At 62.9% G+C, this 17,379-nt stretch carries 21 protein-coding genes; 5 read left to right on the forward strand and 16 right to left on the reverse strand.

Annotated elements, in window-relative coordinates:
• Positions 1–53 precede the first annotated feature (53 nt).
• From repC to E7681_RS15110, 4 genes are all read right to left on the reverse strand, one after another.
• The gene (repC, locus tag E7681_RS15095; protein ID WP_136340137.1) at positions 54–1,109 is read right to left on the reverse strand and encodes a plasmid replication protein RepC; all 1,056 of its coding nucleotides are present in this window, start codon (positions 1,107–1,109) and stop codon (positions 54–56) included.
• A gap of 240 nt (positions 1,110–1,349) precedes the next feature.
• The gene (gene repB, locus E7681_RS15100) at positions 1,350–2,333 is read right to left on the reverse strand and encodes a plasmid partitioning protein RepB (RefSeq protein WP_136340138.1); all 984 of its coding nucleotides are present in this window, start codon (positions 2,331–2,333) and stop codon (positions 1,350–1,352) included.
• On the reverse strand, positions 2,318–3,517 hold the full coding sequence (gene repA / locus E7681_RS15105) for a plasmid partitioning protein RepA (protein ID WP_028288490.1): 1,200 nt from the start codon (positions 3,515–3,517) through the stop codon (positions 2,318–2,320). Before repA ends, repB begins: the two co-directional genes overlap by 16 nt.
• Positions 3,518–3,883: 366 nt before the next feature.
• Positions 3,884–4,765, reverse strand: coding sequence for a recombinase family protein (locus E7681_RS15110; RefSeq protein ID WP_136340139.1), 882 nt, complete (start codon positions 4,763–4,765; stop codon positions 3,884–3,886).
• A gap of 225 nt (positions 4,766–4,990) precedes the next feature.
• Here E7681_RS15110 and E7681_RS15115 point away from each other — a divergent pair, with 225 nt between their 5' ends.
• Positions 4,991–6,061 carry a hypothetical protein gene (locus E7681_RS15115; RefSeq protein ID WP_136340140.1) on the forward strand — a complete coding sequence of 357 codons (1,071 nt, stop codon included), beginning with the start codon at positions 4,991–4,993 and terminating at the stop codon, positions 6,059–6,061.
• Positions 6,062–6,118: 57 nt separating this feature from the next.
• Here E7681_RS15115 and E7681_RS15120 read toward each other — a convergent pair whose 3' ends face one another.
• Positions 6,119–6,535, reverse strand: coding sequence for a MerR family transcriptional regulator (locus E7681_RS15120; RefSeq protein ID WP_136340141.1), 417 nt, complete (start codon positions 6,533–6,535; stop codon positions 6,119–6,121).
• Positions 6,536–6,614: 79 nt separating this feature from the next.
• Between E7681_RS15120 and E7681_RS15125 the strand changes: the two genes are divergently transcribed.
• The 4 genes from E7681_RS15125 (at position 6,615) to merA (ending at position 8,994) form a co-directional block, all read left to right on the forward strand.
• Positions 6,615–7,004, forward strand: a complete 390-nt coding sequence (locus E7681_RS15125; protein ID WP_136340142.1) for a mercuric transporter MerT family protein — start codon at positions 6,615–6,617, stop codon at positions 7,002–7,004.
• Positions 7,005–7,022: 18 nt separating this feature from the next.
• Positions 7,023–7,328, forward strand: a complete 306-nt coding sequence (locus tag E7681_RS15130; protein WP_136340143.1) for a heavy-metal-associated domain-containing protein — start codon at positions 7,023–7,025, stop codon at positions 7,326–7,328.
• A gap of 84 nt (positions 7,329–7,412) precedes the next feature.
• Positions 7,413–7,565, forward strand: coding sequence for a mercury resistance system transport protein MerF (gene merF / locus E7681_RS15135; RefSeq protein WP_425471394.1), 153 nt, complete (start codon positions 7,413–7,415; stop codon positions 7,563–7,565).
• On the forward strand, positions 7,558–8,994 hold the full coding sequence (merA, locus tag E7681_RS15140) for a mercury(II) reductase (protein ID WP_136340145.1): 1,437 nt from the start codon (positions 7,558–7,560) through the stop codon (positions 8,992–8,994). Before merF ends, merA begins: the two co-directional genes overlap by 8 nt.
• An 80-nt stretch (positions 8,995–9,074) precedes the next feature.
• Here merA and E7681_RS15145 read toward each other — a convergent pair whose 3' ends face one another.
• The 11 genes from E7681_RS15145 to E7681_RS15190 form a co-directional block, all read right to left on the reverse strand.
• Entirely contained in the window at positions 9,075–9,530 is a 456-nt protein-coding gene (locus E7681_RS15145) for a DUF411 domain-containing protein (protein ID WP_136340146.1), read from the reverse strand.
• A 67-nt stretch (positions 9,531–9,597) separates the two neighbouring features.
• Positions 9,598–9,792, reverse strand: coding sequence for a heavy-metal-associated domain-containing protein (locus tag E7681_RS15150; protein ID WP_136340147.1), 195 nt, complete (start codon positions 9,790–9,792; stop codon positions 9,598–9,600).
• Between the two features lie 19 nt (positions 9,793–9,811).
• A complete protein-coding gene (locus tag E7681_RS15155) occupies positions 9,812–10,747 on the reverse strand; it encodes a DMT family transporter (RefSeq protein WP_136340148.1) in 936 nt (311 codons plus the stop codon).
• 1 nt (position 10,748) lies between these two features.
• Positions 10,749–11,528 carry a hypothetical protein gene (locus tag E7681_RS15160; protein ID WP_136340149.1) on the reverse strand — a complete coding sequence of 260 codons (780 nt, stop codon included), beginning with the start codon at positions 11,526–11,528 and terminating at the stop codon, positions 10,749–10,751.
• Positions 11,525–12,409 (reverse strand): cation diffusion facilitator family transporter, encoded by an 885-nt coding sequence (locus E7681_RS15165; protein WP_234163379.1) that lies wholly within the window; start codon positions 12,407–12,409, stop codon positions 11,525–11,527. Before E7681_RS15165 ends, E7681_RS15160 begins: the two co-directional genes overlap by 4 nt.
• Positions 12,410–12,470: 61 nt before the next feature.
• A complete protein-coding gene (locus tag E7681_RS15170; RefSeq protein ID WP_136340151.1) occupies positions 12,471–14,804 on the reverse strand; it encodes a heavy metal translocating P-type ATPase in 2,334 nt (777 codons plus the stop codon).
• Between the two features lie 13 nt (positions 14,805–14,817).
• A complete protein-coding gene (locus E7681_RS19325) occupies positions 14,818–14,949 on the reverse strand; it encodes a hypothetical protein (protein ID WP_275671525.1) in 132 nt (43 codons plus the stop codon).
• Positions 14,946–15,641 carry a TVP38/TMEM64 family protein gene (locus E7681_RS15175; RefSeq protein WP_136340214.1) on the reverse strand — a complete coding sequence of 232 codons (696 nt, stop codon included), beginning with the start codon at positions 15,639–15,641 and terminating at the stop codon, positions 14,946–14,948. Before E7681_RS15175 ends, E7681_RS19325 begins: the two co-directional genes overlap by 4 nt.
• A gap of 37 nt (positions 15,642–15,678) precedes the next feature.
• A complete protein-coding gene (locus tag E7681_RS15180; protein ID WP_136340152.1) occupies positions 15,679–16,152 on the reverse strand; it encodes a rhodanese-like domain-containing protein in 474 nt (157 codons plus the stop codon).
• 12 nt (positions 16,153–16,164) lie between these two features.
• Positions 16,165–16,551 (reverse strand): DUF302 domain-containing protein, encoded by a 387-nt coding sequence (locus E7681_RS15185; protein WP_136340153.1) that lies wholly within the window; start codon positions 16,549–16,551, stop codon positions 16,165–16,167.
• A gap of 75 nt (positions 16,552–16,626) precedes the next feature.
• Positions 16,627–17,247 carry an EF-hand domain-containing protein gene (locus E7681_RS15190; protein ID WP_136340154.1) on the reverse strand — a complete coding sequence of 207 codons (621 nt, stop codon included), beginning with the start codon at positions 17,245–17,247 and terminating at the stop codon, positions 16,627–16,629.
• Between the last annotated feature and the right edge of the window lie 132 nt (positions 17,248–17,379).

Genomic DNA, 17,379 nt, shown 5'->3' on the forward strand with positions numbered 1-17,379 from the left:
TCACCCCTTTCACAGCCCATCTCTACCTCTCGACATGTCCACCGCGGTGGACATCACGCAGTTGCTGCCCCAGAACGAGAAAGCCTCTCCAACAACAGTGATGGGTTGAAGTCAGTTTCTCTGCGACCGAGCGTGATGCTGTGGAAATACGCTCCAAAGTCTCGGATGCGATTGCTCATCTGGAGAATTATGAAGATGGCGCATGATGCTTTTTGAGAGCCTATCTTCTTAGCAGCCTTTTCGAAGGTGCTTTCGTGGATTCCCATCATTGGAGCGAGCGTTCTCGCGTGGCTTTCGACATCGTGCCAGTTGCTAAGTGAGTTCGTTGCGAAAGATGTAGCCTGGTCACAAACGGTTGTGAGCGTTTGCAGGGGAGGTGTTTGGCTGTTGGTCCCGCTTTCTAAATCTTTTTGTTCTTTTTTAGACTTAGAATGGTGGCGGACAGTTTGCCCGTCATTGGCGGGCAGTTTCATTGTTTCTGGTGCGTCCACCGCGGTGGACATCTGTTTGCATTGAGCCTCCAGTTCGCCGAGCAAAGTACGATACTCCGCGATCGAGAGCTTCCTCCGAAGAACTCGGCGTACCTGATGAGTGAGTTCGTTCTCGGGGTCAGCTTCGTCGATCTGAGCAAGTTTGGTTAGGATTTGCTTTCGCAAAAACACGCGATCCCGACGAGCGTTTTCCATCGCTTGGGCTGTCGCAAGTAGTTCGCCGGCACGCGCGAGCAACGGAGCCAGCGACAACCCATAGCTAATGGACTGACCTTCGGAGGACTTCACTCGGTATCTCTTGCGATTTGGGCTGTCGTGGCGCTTCATGAAACCGAGTTCAACAAAGCGATCGATGTGCCTACGGAGGGTTCGTTCATCGATCCCGCCAACTCGACGGCAGATTTCGTTGTTGGAAGCGAAGACTGTGTCTCCATGCCCAGGCTTGAGAAAGCTCAGCATCGCTTGGAGCGTTTGAACATGTCCTGGACGGAGACCGAACAGGCTGCGAGTATCTCTGAGCGCGCGGAAGACTGCCCAGATGTCGGTTTCAGGTGTTGACGTGGCGGGGGTGCCCTTGCCGACGCCAAAGGTCTGAACGGAAAGCTTTGTGAATGCCATGTTTGTTGAACGACGACCGTTGCGGCCCACAACTTCCCCGGCTCTTCCCGCTGTTTTTGGCGAGAAAAGGCAACAAAAAGACGTCCACCGAATCGGTGACTCTTGACCGGTATGTCGGAGATTGCTACATCACAGGTGCTAATCAGATGATGAGGGCTCTCCGGGGGAAACCTTGGGGGGCTCTTTTCTTTTTGGTCTTCGCCTTTCTCCTCTGCTCGTGTTTTTGGTTATGACCGGGGATCAGCTCCCCGAGCCTCTCTCATTCTGCCATTGTTCAAAAAGCTGTCGCAGCGTGGTTTCCGCGCGCTCTTCGAGCCATTGGCCGAATTCCGGGTTGTCTTTGCGGGTGATCTTGATAGCGATCGACTTGCCATCGACTGAAAGTGTGCCGACAGGGCTACCACTATTGTCCTTTACCACGGTCGTTTGGCCACGGGCGCTTTGGTCGGCTGCGCCACGCGCCTTGCTGGAGCAAGCAACATAGACGGCTTGAAACTTGTCCGAGCTTGGAGTGGTGTCAGGCAGAGAGGCAAGTGTCTCACGCGCAATGTCGACAAGCGGAACCTTCTCTGAAAGTGCAGCAAGATCACCCCATTGGCGTCGACCTACGCCATGAGCCGGGCCGATAAGCCGGACAAGTTCGTCAGGCAGCTGCTCGATGACTACACGATGGTTCGACACACCTTGCCGGGTGAGGCCTAGGGCGTCCTGAATGACGCCAGGCTTGTAACCGGCCTCCTGCATCTCTTTGATAAAAATAGATTTTTCAATGAAGGACGGATCCAGCCGCAGGTTGTTTTCCTGACCTTGCGCGATCAGAGAAGCATCATCATCGAGCGTTCGAACGATCGCTTTGACGGTTCCACCAACTCTTCGAATGGCTGCAAGTCTGCGACGCCCGTAGATGATGCGGTATCGATCCGGTTGGTCAGAGGGGCGAACCATGATCGGCACTTGCTGACCATGCTTGCGAATGCTTTCGGCGAGATCTTCAATGCTACTATCTTCCAGGATCAGGCGATCCCGGAGGCCATCCATATCGATCCGGTTGGGTTCGATATCTCGGATTGAGTTGGCAGTGATTTCCCGGAGAGAGTCCCGCAATCCGCCAACCGAGCCAGGTAGCTTCGAGGATTTGACCGGGGCAGGGGAGGGGGCTGCCGACTCTTTCTCGTCTTTCGGTGGCTGGTTGAAGATATTTCGAGCCATCAGCGGCGCCCCCATGCCATTTGGATTGTCTGCTCCAGCTCATCGGCAACGCTGTTCACGCTGGTCAAAGCCCGATCAATGGTCTTCCGAATGAGCTGGCTCGGGTCTACCTCATAGATGGTTTGCTGAGTCATGCCGGCGTCAGAAATGGCTGTCGACTTCAGCATCGGTTCAGTCATGACTTGGCCCGCAAGGATTGAACGTAGGTACCCGGCCATTTGCGTTTGTGGTCCGTCCGACGGCTCGTAGCGTGTGATCAGGAACTTTACGAAGTCCCAAGTGACATGTCGTCCAATCGCCTCTTCGACGGCTTTGACCGTTTCCGAAGCGAGTTTGAGGAACTGGCTCATCGAAGCGATGTCGAGCATGCCGGGGACGACCGTCACAAGTAAGCCCGTGGACGCTGCCAATGCTGTCAATGTCAGGAAGCCCAACTGCGGAGGGCAATCGATCAGCACGATGTCATAGTCTGAGTCGACTTCCTCTAGCGCCAGAGCAAGACGCTCTGCAAAAATCGGCTGAACCCTGCGCGCAAGGGCATTCGCTGTCTCGGTTTCGTACTCGGACAACATCAAGCCAGCCGGGACCATGTCGAGCTTGTGGAAGTATGTTTTCTGGATGACCTCCGAGAGCGGAACCTGATCATCGTATCTCAATGCGTCGTAGATTGTGCCGCCTTCGGCGAATTCGAGCTCAGGCCGGAAGCCGAAAAATGTCGTCAAACTGGCCTGCGGGTCGAGGTCCAGCACAAGCACGCGGTAGCCACGCAGGGCATACCTGTGTGCCAAATGGATTGTCGCTGTTGTCTTCGAGCTGCCGCCTTTGAAATTCACGACCGAAATGACCTGAAGACGGTCACCGTCTCGGCGGCCAGGTCTGTACGCGTCAGCATTTTTGCCTGTCCGCGCCAAAATGTTGCGGAGGTCGTCAACTTCTTCGGCCGTGTAGAACCTATGACCGCGACCGTCAGTGTGAACTTCTGGGAAGCTGCCATCTTTGTGGCGGTTGCGCAGGTTCGACGTACTAACGCGCAGCAACTCGGCGACCTCGGTCGAGCTGAAGCGGCGCAAGGACTTGCGTTCTTCTGGCTCGAACGCAACTTTCATCTGCCGGTCAAGCGACTCAGCAAGACTGTCTGCAAATGCTCCGATGTCGGAAGAGCCTATGCCTTGCGCGTAGCCCGTATTTCGATCATCCATGTTCTGCCGCCTCTCATGGCCTTTGCTAAGGCTCTTTGTCGTTCTGACGGTCGAAGCCACGTCTGACGCGTTTTGCCGTCAGAATGGAGATGCCACGAACATCTGAGTCCGGCAAGAAGAATCTAGATGTAGTGGAAAAGTTATCCACAGCACCAATTTGGTCGCGCGGGGCTTACGCTAGATAACGCATTGATTAACAACGATAAAAACCGTGTCTGGCGAAGCTGACACCCTTCGAGATATTTTCTGCTCGCGCGAACTAACCCCAAGGCATTGTTGGATATTTACGTGGTTTTCGTCCAATTGAGGCGATGATTCTGGAAGAATTGGGCCGAGCGAACAGGGTGGTTTGCCGACCATTAGCGCCTACAAAAGGCCGAGGCGCTCTGCACGCTCCAGCAGCATTCTGACTGAGGAAGGCTGCCAGCTGGTTCGACCGCGAGGGGTGCGCTCACGCATGGATTCGAGTCGGTCGCAGATTGCCTGCAAGGTGATCTCGGGGTCAGCACCTTTGATTGCGGCGACAATCGCAGGCAGGCGATCGTCGGTTTCGCGACGTCCAGCGCGTCCAAGCACTTCAGCGGGCAGGAATCCGTCCCCCACGTATGCCTTCACGGCGCGGAGCAAACGGCTTTGGGTCCAGTGGCGGTCGTGGGGCAGGGGAGCATTGATGATACGCAGCACGTCTTCCCAGGCCATATCCGGCCGCAGGCGGCGTACATGGGGCACCCAATCCTGCGCTGTCTCGTGCAAGCGGTCCATGTAGCCGTCCTGTCGTGCCAACCGCACCTTGCGCAGCGCTTCAGGGTCCTTGGCGCGAAGACCTGGGTTGCCGCCGACGCGGCCCTTTGAGCGTGCCGAGGCAAGTCCGGCTTTGGTACGCTCGCGGATCAGAGCGCGTTCGAACTCAGCCGCAGCGCCCAGAACCTGCAACGTGAACTTGCCCTGGGGCGAGGCAGTGTCAATCGGGTCCTGGAGCGAGCGGAAGAACGCCCCCTTGCCCTCCAGTCTTTCGATCACCTCAAGCAAGTGCGACAAAGACCGCGCAAGCCGGTCGATCCGCACGACAACCAGCGTGTCGCCCTTGCCAATCCGCTCCAGCACACGTGCAAGCACGGGCCGCGCGCGATTGCCGCCCGAGGCGTGCTCTTCAAAGATCTCGGCGCATCCCGCAGACTGCAGTGCCTCAGACTGGGGGAGGGGGGTCTGATCCTCGGTGGAGACGCGCGCATAGCCAATCAGGGGCATGAAACCGGGCCGTTTGCAATTTAATATATCGCCAATAAACGACCGTTTGTAAACGAATGCAAGTGGGTGTTCTCTCGTCGTGCTGGCGTACAATCCCTGGTTTCCTTGCGCTGAGCGCGATCTGAGAGGTTCCGCCGGCAGTCGCGTGCGCGTACTATATAAAGGGCGCAGGCAGCGACCACAAAAATGCTTGGGTAATGTGCAAAAGATCATTATTTTGCACATATGACGACGCAAGCCTCTACTTTAAATAATGATTACGACAACCCCCTCATCACTATTGAGGAGGATGAAGAGGCTCACGAAGACGATCTCTGGTTCCTGCCTGGGCCACTCGAAGAAGAACCGGATGATTTGCCTCCCGGACCGCGTGCGGAACCGCCCGACACCGCTGTCGTCCATGACTGGGCAAAGGCAGAGGGGCTTCACGCTGCGCGGCTGGCACGCGTGGCTGGACGCCTGGGTGCTCTGGATGACCGGCTGCTGCGCGGCCCGGAAGGCTGGCCGCATCGCCTCGCTCTTATCGAGGCGGCGGATCTTAGCTGGTTCACAGGGGACCGGGTGAGTTCTGATCGTCTGGCGCTCTGGATATCGATGCGGCTCTCGGGCGCACAGGATGACCCACATGCCCTGGCAAGAGTTGGGTGGGCTGTTCGGCGGCTTATAGGAGGTCCAGGACCGGAGGCTGACTTGGCCGCCTTCCTGGATCGCCGCGATCCAGAGAACATTGAAGACAGCGATGAGCGTTTCGAAGATCGGGCAGGCGGATGGCTGGACGTAATGGCAGCCGCAGCCGATCTCCACCCGATCACGCGAGCTTGCATGGGCTTTCATCTCTGGAGCCTGGCCGGCCTCGGACAGCACGGTGACCAAATCGAAGCCGCAGTCACGGCCGCGCGGATCGCGGCCAGCGAGGGCAAGGGAGCAGTGTTTGCACCTCTGGCCATGGGTGGGGCAGGGGGGCTGCGCGCTGGCGGCCCACCCGCTGACCGTTTGGCGCGCTGGCTTGACGGGATGGAGACCGCATGTCTGACCGCGATGCGGCACCTCGACGATATTGAAGCGTGGTCAGTTCGGGCGGAAGCCGAGATGACCTCACTTTCGGGCAAGACCCCGCGCGCCTTGCGCGCTGTGCTGACCGAATGGCCCCTTGTCTCTGCCCCGATGGGTGAGGTCCTGACCAACGCTAGCCGCGCCGCGGTCCAGCGCAACCTCACCTGGATGGAAGCGCGAGGCCTGATCCGCGAGGTGACCGGCCAGGGGCGATTCAGGTTATGGGCAGCGGCACGATCTTGAAACTTACGGTTCAATGCGTGAAAGCTTCAAGAGTTCGGGAAGTTCATGTCATCGTTTTCAGCTTCCAGAAATCGCGTCGAGCACCGGACAGTCGGGAACTTCGGCGCCAGAACACCTCAATGCCGTCGCAGCGAGGACGGCCTCGATCCGCCGGAGATCCGCAATCTTGGCCCGCACCTCTGCAAGGTGACGCTCCGTCCGCTCCTTGACCTCCGCGCAGGTCGGCGCGGCGCCATCTTCGAGCCCCATCAACCCGCGAATGTCCTCCATCGAGAACCCGAGTTCGCGGGCGCGCAGGATGAAGCGAAGGCGCGTGGCGTGCGCGGCGGAATAGATGCGGTAGCCGGCGTCGGTCCGGGGCGGGTCGGGCAGAACGCCGGTCTTCTCGTAGTAGCGGATCGTCTCGATGTTGCAGCCGGTGGCCCGGGCCAGGTCTCCGCGTGTGAAGCCGCTCTCGCGCTCGTGATCGGTCATGGGCAGGTTTCCTCTTGAGCCTGTAGTTACTACAGACCTTACACCTTCCTTCAACCACGGACGAGAGGAGGTGCGCGACATGGCGCTGACAGACGACAGAGCTGACAACTCCGAAGCGGATCGGCCGGCCCGAAAGGGCTGGCTCGCGGCGGGCGGGGTGATGGGCGCGTTCTTCGCCTCGGCCTGCTGCATCGGGCCGCTAGTCCTGCTAACCCTCGGCATCTCGGGGGCCTGGATCGGCAACCTGACGGCGCTGGAGCCTTACAAGCCGATCTTCGCCGTGATCGCGCTCGGCTTCATCGGGGCGGGTTTCCGGCAGGTGTATTTCCGCAAGCCGAACGTCTGCGAGCCCGGTTCCTACTGTGCGCGCCCATCCTCGGCTTGGATCACCAAAACCGCGCTCTGGGCGTCCCTGATCCTCGTCGTCGCCGCGCTCACCATCGACTGGTGGGCCCCGCTTCTCTACTGATCCCGAAAGGAGACCCTTATGAAGAAGATCCTTGCCCTTGCCCTGTTCGGCCTGACCGCTGTTGCGCCCGTCACCGCCATCCCGGTCGCCGCGCAGACCGTCGCCGCCGAGCAGACCGTCACCTTCGCGGTCGACAACATGACCTGCGCGCTCTGCCCCGTGACGGTGAAGCGCGCGATGGAAAGCGTCGATGGCGTGCGCGCCGTCGAGATCGACTTCGAGGCGCGCACCGCCACGGTCGTCTTCGACACCGCCGCGACCAGCGCCGAGGCCATCGCGACCGCGTCGGCCAATGCAGGCTATCCGGCGCGCGTCTCGGGCTGACGGGATGACCGAGCAGACCGACCGCAAGCTGATCGCGACAGGTGTCGTCGGCACGTCATCGCGGCGCTCTGCTGCTTCACGCCGGTGCTCGTCGTGCTTTTGGGCGCCGTGGGCCTGTCGGCCTGGCTGGGTTGGCTCGACTATGTGCTGCTGCCCGCGCTGGCGTTCTTCATTGGGCTGACCGCCTATGCCGTCTGGCGCAGGCAGCGGCGGCAAACCACGCAAACGGATGGATGATTTCATGAGAGACGATTGCTGCGCGCCCAAGAGTGAGTTCGACGTTGCCGTGATCGGTGCCGGATCGGCCGGGTTCTCGGCCGCGATAACCGCCGCCGAGGGCGGCAAGCGCGTCGCGCTGATCGGGCACGGCACCATCGGCGGCACCTGCGTGAACGTGGGCTGCGTGCCCTCCAAGACGATGATCCGGGCCGCCGAGGCCCTGCACGGTGCGCGGGCGGCGTCCCGGTTTCCGGGCCTGCACGGTGAGGCGCGGGTCGCGGGCTGGGCTGCGCTGATTGCGGCCAAGGACGATCTCGTCTCGACGCTGCGGCAGAAGAAATATGCCGACCTGCTGCCCGACTACGACGGTGTCGCTTACATTGATGAGGGTCCGGCGCGGCTCATCCCCGGCGGGGTCGAGGTCGGCGGTCGCAAGATCACGGCTCCGAGGGTCATCGTCGCCACGGGCGACCGGCCCGCCGCGCCCGACATCCCCGGGATCCAGGACGCCCCGACGCTCGACAGCACGTCGCTGCTGGAGCTGGACCAGTTGCCCGAGAGCCTGATCTTTCTCGGCGGCGGCTATATCGGCGTCGAACTCGCCCAGATGATGGCGCGGATGGGCACCGAGGTGACCATCGTCTGCCGCTCGCGCCTGTTGCCGCGCACCGAGCCGAAGGTGTCCGAAGCGCTCACCGAGGTCTTGCGCGCCGAGAGTGTCACGGTCCTCGATGGCGCAACCTATCACGCCGCGCGGCGCGACGGTGACCTTGCGGCGCTGACCGTGTCGGTGGACGGCGCGGAGCTCGACCTGACGGCCGACCGCCTCGTCCTGACCACGGGACGCACACCCAACACCGAGGGGCTGGGCCTCGCCGAAATTGGCGTCGAGACCGATGCACGCGGTGCGATCCGGGTTGGCGACGACATGCAGACCACGAAGCCCGGGATCTTTGCCGCGGGTGATGTCACGGACCGCGACCAGTTCGTCTACATGGCCGCCTATGGCGCCAAGCTCGCAGCCCGCAACGCCGTGCTGGGCGGGGCGGAGCGTTACGACAACGCCGCGATGCCCTGGGTCGTGTTCACCGATCCGCAGGTGGCGGGCGTCGGGCCGACCGAGGCGCAGGCGCGTGATGCCGGATATGACGTCAAGACCAGCGTGCTCGCGCTCGAGAATGTCCCCCGTGCGCTCGCCGCCCGCGACACGCGCGGGCTGATCAAGCTGGTCGCGGACCGGGCGAGCGACCGGCTTCTCGGCGGCGTGATCATGGCGCCGGAGGGGGCAGACAGTGTCCAGACGCTCGTGATGGCAATCAAGTTCGGCATGACGACGAGGGCTTTAGGCGAGACAATCTTCCCCTACCTCACCACGGTCGAGGGCGTGAGGCTCGCCGCGCAGACATTCGAAATGGATGTCGCGAAGCTGTCGTGCTGCGCAGGGTGAAGCAGTGCTGTACGAGCGTTCAAATCACGAAGGGCGTAGAGTACTCTGAGACGAGTCATCTGTCACCCCAACCGTCTCGTTCAGGCATGTCGCTCGAAGATCTCGGTAGAGCTGTCTTTCAGCAGCAACAGTGTCTCGAACGCATCACGCTGGTTGCCCATCTCCATGCCAGGTGAGCCGATCGGCATACCGGGAACCGACAGGCCGATGGCTTCGGGACGTTCGGCGAGCAGTCGTTCGACATCTGCAGCCGGCACATGGCCCTCAATGACATACCCATCTACGAGCGCCGTATGGCACGAGGCCAGGTTGGGCGTGATCCCGGATTGCGCCTTGAACGCATACAGGGCGTCTTGGTCGACATTGCGTGCGTCCACGACGAAGCCGGCGCGCTCCATATGCTCGATCCAGGCCGAGCAGCATCCGCAGGTTGGCGATTTGTAGACCTCGACGCGCGGTGCGAGTGACTGAGTGTGGACCACACCGGGCAGCCCGGCGGCAGCGCCGCCCGCGACAATGAATTCTCGTCTGTTCATGCGTATTTCCAGCTCCAATCCTGTTCGGTTTTGACGGCTATTCGTTAAAGATTTCACATAGAGTTCATCAAGCCGGAGTTGCGGGGTAGTCGGCCTCCTTGAGGGCGACCTGTAATGCAGTGGCATCCTTGGCGGACGCAACCGTGACGGTCTTCGATGTCAGGTCTGTATCTACCGTGGCATTCGGGTCGATCGCCTTGAGCGCCTTTTCGATGGCCGCCGTGCAATGACCGCAACTCATGTCGGGCACGTAGAACTTCATCTCGATTTATCCTTCCATTTCAGGCACCAAATGCATTCATTCGCTCGCATTGGCAAGGGTGGACGGCGGCGGTTTCCTTGCCGCGGCTCATCTCGCGCGTCAGCCAGAAACCGGACAGGAGCAACAATCCGCCACCAAGGATCATGCCCTGCGTTGGAACTTCGCTAAAGACAAGGGATCCCAGAGTCGCCGCCACGATCGGCGAGACGATAATATCGACCAGCGAATAGATGTTCGCCGAGATCTTCTTGAGCACCAGCGAAATCCCGAAATAGGCGAACCCCGTCGAGACGACGCCGAGGCAGACCGGCCACAGCATCACCGGCAGCGAAAGGCTCAGGGCGGGATAGGCATTGAACCTGCCGATCTCGCCCGGCCCGGCGAGAACCAGCGCCGGCGACAGCAGGATCGCCCCGGCCGCCATCGACCAGAAGATATCGTTGCCCGCCTCCTCGCGTCCTTCATGGCGCATGTATGTGACCATTCCGGCATAGATCGCCCCGGTGCTGAGCGCGACGAGGTTGCCAAACCACTCGCCGCCCGCCAGCGGCCTGGCCAGCACGATGCCTGTCAGCGCGAGCCCGAAGATCAGCATATAGCTTTTCTTCGCGGGCTCGCCGAGGAACAGGGCCGAGAAGATGAACACGAAGAAGGGGGCCACGCTCCAGAACACCACGGCATTGGCGATCGGCACGAGCGTCATCGCATAGTTGAAGACGCTGATCTGCGCGGCGATGAGCGCCCCGATAATGACCGTGTCCTTCACGTTGCCACGGGGAAACCGCAGAGGGCGTCCGGTCGCGTGCGGGATGGCCATTGCCAGGAACGCGGCTGCAAAGCTCAGTGCGTAGAAATTCAACGTCTGGATCGGGATCGCATCCCCGGTCAGCTTGACGAAGACGCCGATCGTGGCTTCGGAGACGGTGATCAGGACGAGTAGAAGAACGATGCGCATGTTATTTCTTCGGAGCATGTGGCGCGGTCTCTTGCCGTTGCGACCGCGCTGCCCAACACATGTCGCAGACGTCATCCCCATGCGACAACGTCCGGCGCCTGCGATAATGACCGCGTACTCCGTCGCCCGCGATCAGATCAGCGCCCGGCCAATCATAGGTGCACCAACTTTGCCGGAATGCTTCGAGCGTATCGGGGTCGTCGTCGATCTCGGCCAGCCGACGCACGAGGCTCTGTGGCGGGCAGCAGGTGAAATGTGTGAGAATGTCGTCGCCGTCGCGCCGGGTCTCCACGGCATAACCGGGCGCACCCGGAGCATTGAACGGGAAATACAGCAGCGCGCGGATCGTCCAGCGCAGTCTCCGCCCCGGGTCGCGCGTGACCAGCCGCGCGGGCAGCGAACTCAGCCGCAGCATCCGGCGGTAGACGTCCCATCCGAGGTCGGCCACCACGCGGCGCGCGGTCTCGGGCGTCACGCCGAGATGGCGCAGGCTGCGGTCGGCGGCTGTGGTCCACACGGCGAATTCGACCATCACCCTGTTGCCAAGACCAGGGAGCGCGACGAAATCCGCCCGCGCCCGCAAGCGGAGCACCTCGCTGTCCATCGCCTCAAGGAACCGCGCGATCTCGGGATCGAGCCAACGGGTTTGCGTTCCGTCCACATATGTAAGAAGGTTGTCGGCCAGCCCTTTGCGCGCGGCTCGCCTGGTGACAAGCCGGATGATCCGGCGCGCCAGTCGAAGGCGAAGCGATGGGACGGATTGGGTCGCGGGGCCGGTCAAGTCGTGGTCCTTTCGGTGGTTGGCGCACGGGTGATGTCGATCATCTCGGCACCGCTTTCATCGAGGCACCGGTCCTCAACCTGAAGAGTCACGAAGAAGAAGCCGAAGCGGTCACGCAGCATGCCGTGCGCTGCCTTGAGTACCCCCTGTGGCTCGGCGCCCTCTTGCACCCGCAGGTGACCGGAAAAGACGTGCTTCCCGCTGGTCAGGGCCCAGGCGTGAACGTGGTGCGCGTCGGCCACCCCGTCGAGGGACTCGAGTGCCTGCGTGACCTCCGGAAGGCTGACATCGGCCGGCGTACCCTCCATCAGCAGGTGCATGGAGTCGCGCAGGATACCCCAGCTTGCCCAGAGCAGCACAAAGCCGAACGCCATGCCGAGGATCGGGTCGATAAGCAGGAAGCCCGTGAACTTGATCACCAATGCGGTGACGATGATCAGGAGGCTGCCGACGAAGGTCTGGATGATATGCCACAACGCACCCTTCACGTTGAGGTCGCTCTTGCTTTGCTTCCAGATCAGCCCCAGCGATATGAACTCGGTCACCAGCCCGCCGGCAGCGGCTAGCAACATCGGGCCGGTCGGCAACGCGATCGGATCCGACAGGCGCATGGCCGCCATAACGATCACCACCAGCGCCATGCCGAGCAGGAAGCCGCCGTTGACCAGCGCGCCGATGATCTCGGCGCGATACCAGCCGAAGCTGCGATCCGGATCGGCGGGACGCCGGGCCAGACGCGCGGCGACGATGGCCACCAGGACGCCGCCAACGGCGGAGAAGGTGTGGAACGCGTCGGAGATCACTGCGATCGACCCGGTCCAGAGCCCGATGCCCATCTCGATGACGAAATAGACCCCCGTCAGCCATGCGGAGATCGCCATTCCGCGCCCACTCGACGGCATGTGCCCGTGATGTGAACTGGACATCGCGGCTTCCTTTCTTTCAGAGCTTTACGCGCCGCAGCCGCAGCGCGTTCGAAATAACGGAGACCGACGACAGGCTCATCGCCGCCGCCGCGATCATGGGCGACAGAAGCAGGCCGATCACCGGATAAAGGATTCCGGCCGCGATCGGCACGCCCGCCGCGTTGTAGGCGAAGGCGAAGAACAGGTTCTGGCGGATGTTGCGCAGCGTTGCCTTCGCGAGTTTCCGCGCCCGCACCAGCCCCACCAGATCGCCGCGCATCAGCGTGATGCCAGCGCTCTCCACCGCCACGTCGGCGCCCGTGCTCATGGCGATGCCCACGTCCGCCGCCGCCAGCGCCGGGGCGTCGTTCACACCGTCGCCGGCCATCGCCACCGACGCGCCCTTCGCGCGCAATTCCTCGACCAGCTTCTGCTTGTCCTCGGGCAGAACGCCGGCGCGCACCTCGTCGATGCCCAGTTGACGCGCGACAGCCTCGGCCGTTCGCTGGTTGTCGCCGGTGGCCATGATGATCGTCAGACCGAGCGCGTGCAGATCGCGGATCGCCCCTTCGGTGCTTTGCTTGATCGGATCGGCCACGGCGACGATCCCCGCGAGCGCCCCATCGACGGCAACGAACATCGCCGTCTTGCCATCCGTGCGGAGCGTGTCGGCCCGCGCCTCGGCTTCGCCGGTCTCGAGCCCGAGATCCCGCATCATCGCCGGATTGCCGAGCGCCACGTTGCGTCCGTCGACGGTGCCGCGCACGCCCTTGCCGGTGACCGCTTCGAAATCGGCCGCGCTGCCGGGCGACAGACCGCGATCCCGCGCGCCCGCGACGATCGCCTCGGCCAGCGGATGTTCCGAGCCACGTTCCAAAGCGGCGGCGAGGCCCAACACCTCCGCCTCGTCGCCCTGCAGCGCCACGACATCCGTCAGCGTCGGCTTGCCCTCGGTCAGCGTGCCGGTCTTGTCCACGATCACCGTGTCCACACGCGCCATCCGTTCCAGCGCCTCGGCGTCCTTGATCAGCACGCCCGCTTGTGCGCCGCGCCCCGCGGCCGTGGTGATCGAGATCGGCGTCGCGAGGCCGAGGGCACAGGGACAGGCGATGATCAGGACGGAGACGGCCGAGGCGATGGCGAATGCCAGCACCGGCTCGGGACCGAAGGCAAGCCAGGCGAAGAACGCCGCGATGGCCACCGCGACGACCGTCGGTACGAAGATGGCCGAGACCCGGTCCGCCAGCCCTTGGATCGGCGCGCGCGAGCGTCGGGCACCGGCCACCATGTCCACGATCTGCGCCAGCACCGTGTCGGCGCCAACTTGCGTCGCCCGGATCGCGAGCGAACCGTTCTTGTTGATCGTGCCGCCCGTGACACGGTCGCCTTCTGCCTTTTCGACGGGCACGGGCTCGCCGGTGATCATGCTTTCGTCAACGGACGTGTGGCCCTCGACCACTTCGCCATCGACCGGCATGCTGTCGCCGGGGCGCACCCGCAGCAAGTCGCCCTCCACGATGTTCTCGAGCGGTGCATTATATTCGCTTCCGTCGGGAAGAATTCGCCGCGCGGTCTTGGGCGCGAGGTCCATCAGCGCCCGGATCGCGTCGCCGGTGCGTTCCCGTGCGCGCAACTCCAGCACCTGGCCGACGAAGATCAGCGCGATGATGACGACGGCGGCCTCGAAATACGTGCCGACGCCTTCGCCCATCCGATACTGCTCCGGGAACAACCCCGGCGCGAAGGTGGCGACCAGCGAATACGCATAGGCCGCGCCGACCCCGAGCGAGATCAGCGTCCACATGTTCGGGGACAGGCTCCGGAAGGAGTCGACGCCGCGCCGGAAGAACGGACGCGCTGCCCAGAGGACAATGGGCGTGGCGAGGACGAATTCGATGTAAACCGCCAGCTGGTGGCCCAGCCAGTCGCGAACCGGCAGGCCGACCAGCTCGCCCATCGTCAGGATCACGAGGGGCACGGCCGCGGTCGCGCTGATCCACATCCGGCGGGTGAAGTCGGTCAGTTCCTCGCTGGGCTCGTCCGAGGGCACCATCGGCTCCAGCGCCATGCCGCAGATCGGACAGCTTCCGGGTTCGTCGCGGATAATCTCGGGGTGCATCGGGCAGGTGTATTGCGTGCCGGGCTGGGCTTTCTGCGATGTCTTCTGCGCGTTTCCCGACGCGTAGAAATAAGGATCCACACCGAATTTCGTCTCGCAGCCTTCCGAGCAGAACCAGTAGGTCTCGCCGCCATACTCGCGCGACCGCGCGTCCTCGCGCATCTCGACCTGCATGCCGCAGACGGGATCCGTCGCGGTTTTCGCGCCGGAGGCCGGAGCGTGGTGGCGGTGGTGATGGTCGTGGTCGGACATCTGTTATCTCTTTTCAGGTTTTGATCATCATTGTCGGGTTTCCAGTGGCGGGAGAGTCAAGCCGCGATGCACCGAAGCTCACGACGGCTCCCAGCGCCACGGCGTCGGGCAGGCTGGGGCTGTTTTTCTTGTCGTCGGAGCTCATGACCCTTCGGCCGCTGCGGTATCTTTCCTGGGGCTGTCTTTTCGCGAAGCCGCTCCGCGCCGAAGCGCAAGCAGCAGGAGGGGAAGCCCCGTCACCAGCCCCAGTCCGAGCGCGATCCATTCCGCGCCGCCGAAGGTGCCCGCCATCGCCGCGCTGCCGAAATGCGCGAGCACGAAGCTCGCGGGCAAAATGCCGGCCATCGTGGCCAGGGCGAAGCGCCAGAACTGCAACCGGCTGACCCCCGCGGCATAGCTCATCGCGTCGAAAGACACGAAGGGCAGAAGGCGGCTTGCGAAAACCGTGAGCGTCAGCGCGTTCTGCGACCCCAACAGGCCGTGATCCGCCTTGTCGCCGAGAAGTCGCTCGACCGTCCCGCGCCCCAGCCCGCGGGCGATGAGGAAGGCGACGAGCGCGCCGGTCTCGGCCCCCACGGCGACATAGACGGTGCCCGCATAGTGGCCAAAAGCGGCCCCCGAGGCCAGCGCGACAGGCGCGCTTGGAATGGGGCTGGCAACGACCGCAGCCGTCATGAGGGCGACGATCGCGAGCGGCCCCCAAGGACCCGCGCGCGCGACCCATGCCTCGACCGCGGCGCGGTCCAGGTCGAACGACCACCACCCTGCGGCCCAGCCGAGGAGGCCCAGGCCAAGGATGGCTCCGACGACAAGGACCGTGCCCTTGCCGAGAGACAGGTAGTTATTTCTCTTTGAGGCGCTCTCTTCGGGCACGTCAGGCAAGGTCCTCCGGCATCGAGGCAAGCGCTGCGTCCAGCGGAACCACGGGCAGACCGGCAGCAAGCCAGCCGGGACCCCGGCGAGATCCCAGCATTCCCTCGGAGATGTCCACGTAGCCATCGTAGCGAGCCTGCCGGAGCGCACGGAGCAGGGACGCCGAACGCCCCCCGGTCGCGCAGATCAGGCCGACGTCTCGGGATCCGGCCAGCGCCTTCGCCGCAAAGAGGCGATCCGGAAATCGGTCCTCGTGCATGCTGATCGGCCAGACCCCGGCCCCGACGCCGGTTTCCAGCCACTCCTCGCGCGACCTCACATCGACGACGCGCGCGCTGTCTGCCAGAAGGGCGTCATAGGCCTCGTCCGCCGACCAGATTGTCCGGGCCTGTGCGGTCAGGGGAGACGTGATGAGGGTGACAGGCGCTGCCGCCAGCCCAAGAATGAAGAGGCGCCGACCGTGTGCCGTTGTCATCGGTTGTCTCCTTCAGGCCGCATCCACAGCGCGCACGAGCATGTCGCGGACCTGACCGGCGACCGCGTGCAGGTCGGGGTTTTCCACGGCCGACATGGAGGCAACCGGGTCGATGGCGCTCACCTCGGTGCCGCCCTCGACGCTGCGCAGGATCACGTTGCAGGGCAGCATCGCGCCGATCCGCGGCTCCAGCCCGATGGCCTGCCAGGCCATGTTCGGATTGCAGGCGCCAAGGATCTTGTAGCCCGCCATGTCCTTGTCGATCTTCTTCTTCATCGTCGCCTTGACGTCGATCTCGGTCAGAACGCCGAAACCAGCGTCGGCCAGCGCCGCGCGCACGCGGGTCTCTGCGTCGTCAATGCCGGTATTTGCCAGCAGGCGGTCATGAGTGTATGCCATTCTGTCTGTCCTTTCGTGGTCAAGGCCCGGCCCCGCAGTCTGCGGGACCGGGCGAGGGGTGGCGGAAAGGCGGGCTCAGTTGTTGCCCATGCGGCCCTGGCCGGGTGTCCCCATCATGCCGCCGTCGCGCTGCATGCCACCATTCGGTCCGGGCATCATGCCGTCGCGCATCGTCTGCATGCGCTCCATCATGTCGGCAGGCTTGACGATTTCTGCCACCGACACCGCGCCGTCGCCATCGTCGTCGAGGAACTGGAAGCGGTCCACCATGGTTTCGCGGATGAGCGCGCTGTGGAGCGTCTCGAATTCGGCGAGCGACAGGGTTTCGTCGCCATCGGCATCGTATTCCGCCAGCAGGGCTTGCAATCCTTCGTGGGCTTCTTCGGGCGTCACCGTGCCATCGCCATCGGCGTCGAACCGCTCCAGGCCCATGCCCATCAGCGACGCGCCGCCGCCCATCATGCCCTGGCCCATGCCGCCCATGGGCCCACCGGAGCCCATCATGCCCATGCCGCCCTGCATCATTTGCCCATGCATCCGCATCATCATCTGCATCATGTCATGATTTCCGGCGGCCGGACCCTGCGCTCCCGGAGCACCCTGGCCACCATGCCCGTGATTGCCTGCGGCCAAGGCTGCACCGCCCAGAGCCATAAAGATGGCGGTCGCTGCCGCGAGTTTCGCTGTGGTTTTCATGTCTGTATCCTTTCTCGTGTGAAACGCCTCACCGACATGGGAAGACATGAAGGACCGCCAAGGCCGTGTCATTCCCGATCTTGTATCCGTTCGTCGCAATGCGCGTAGCTGATACAAAGCGTTACAATCCCG

The sequence above is a fragment of the Thalassobius vesicularis genome (assembly GCF_004799325.1).
GTDB lineage: Bacteria > Pseudomonadota > Alphaproteobacteria > Rhodobacterales > Rhodobacteraceae > Thalassobius > Thalassobius vesicularis.

Excerpts from the sequence above, each read along its gene's own strand:
- repB (WP_136340138.1), bottom strand. The coding sequence starts at position 2,333 with ATGGGGGCGCCGCTGATGGCTCGAAATATCTTCAACCAGCCACCGAAA.
- E7681_RS15180 (WP_136340152.1), bottom strand. The coding sequence starts at position 16,152 with ATGACAACGGCACACGGTCGGCGCCTCTTCATTCTTGGGCTGGCGGCA.
- E7681_RS15145 (WP_136340146.1), bottom strand. The coding sequence starts at position 9,530 with ATGAACAGACGAGAATTCATTGTCGCGGGCGGCGCTGCCGCCGGGCTG.
- E7681_RS19325 (WP_275671525.1), bottom strand. The coding sequence starts at position 14,949 with ATGAGCTCCGACGACAAGAAAAACAGCCCCAGCCTGCCCGACGCCGTG.
- E7681_RS15190 (WP_136340154.1), bottom strand. The coding sequence starts at position 17,247 with ATGAAAACCACAGCGAAACTCGCGGCAGCGACCGCCATCTTTATGGCT.
- E7681_RS15170 (WP_136340151.1), bottom strand. The coding sequence starts at position 14,804 with ATGTCCGACCACGACCATCACCACCGCCACCACGCTCCGGCCTCCGGC.
- E7681_RS15150 (WP_136340147.1), bottom strand. The coding sequence starts at position 9,792 with ATGAAGTTCTACGTGCCCGACATGAGTTGCGGTCATTGCACGGCGGCC.
- E7681_RS15165 (WP_234163379.1), bottom strand. The coding sequence starts at position 12,409 with ATGGCGATCTCCGCATGGCTGACGGGGGTCTATTTCGTCATCGAGATG.
- E7681_RS15125 (WP_136340142.1), top strand. The coding sequence starts at position 6,615 with ATGGCGCTGACAGACGACAGAGCTGACAACTCCGAAGCGGATCGGCCG.
- repA (WP_028288490.1), bottom strand. The coding sequence starts at position 3,517 with ATGGATGATCGAAATACGGGCTACGCGCAAGGCATAGGCTCTTCCGAC.
- merA (WP_136340145.1), top strand. The coding sequence starts at position 7,558 with ATGGATGATTTCATGAGAGACGATTGCTGCGCGCCCAAGAGTGAGTTC.
- E7681_RS15115 (WP_136340140.1), top strand. The coding sequence starts at position 4,991 with ATGACGACGCAAGCCTCTACTTTAAATAATGATTACGACAACCCCCTC.
- E7681_RS15185 (WP_136340153.1), bottom strand. The coding sequence starts at position 16,551 with ATGGCATACACTCATGACCGCCTGCTGGCAAATACCGGCATTGACGAC.
- E7681_RS15130 (WP_136340143.1), top strand. The coding sequence starts at position 7,023 with ATGAAGAAGATCCTTGCCCTTGCCCTGTTCGGCCTGACCGCTGTTGCG.
- E7681_RS15110 (WP_136340139.1), bottom strand. The coding sequence starts at position 4,765 with ATGCCCCTGATTGGCTATGCGCGCGTCTCCACCGAGGATCAGACCCCC.
- repC (WP_136340137.1), bottom strand. The coding sequence starts at position 1,109 with ATGGCATTCACAAAGCTTTCCGTTCAGACCTTTGGCGTCGGCAAGGGC.
- E7681_RS15155 (WP_136340148.1), bottom strand. The coding sequence starts at position 10,747 with ATGCGCATCGTTCTTCTACTCGTCCTGATCACCGTCTCCGAAGCCACG.
- E7681_RS15120 (WP_136340141.1), bottom strand. The coding sequence starts at position 6,535 with ATGACCGATCACGAGCGCGAGAGCGGCTTCACACGCGGAGACCTGGCC.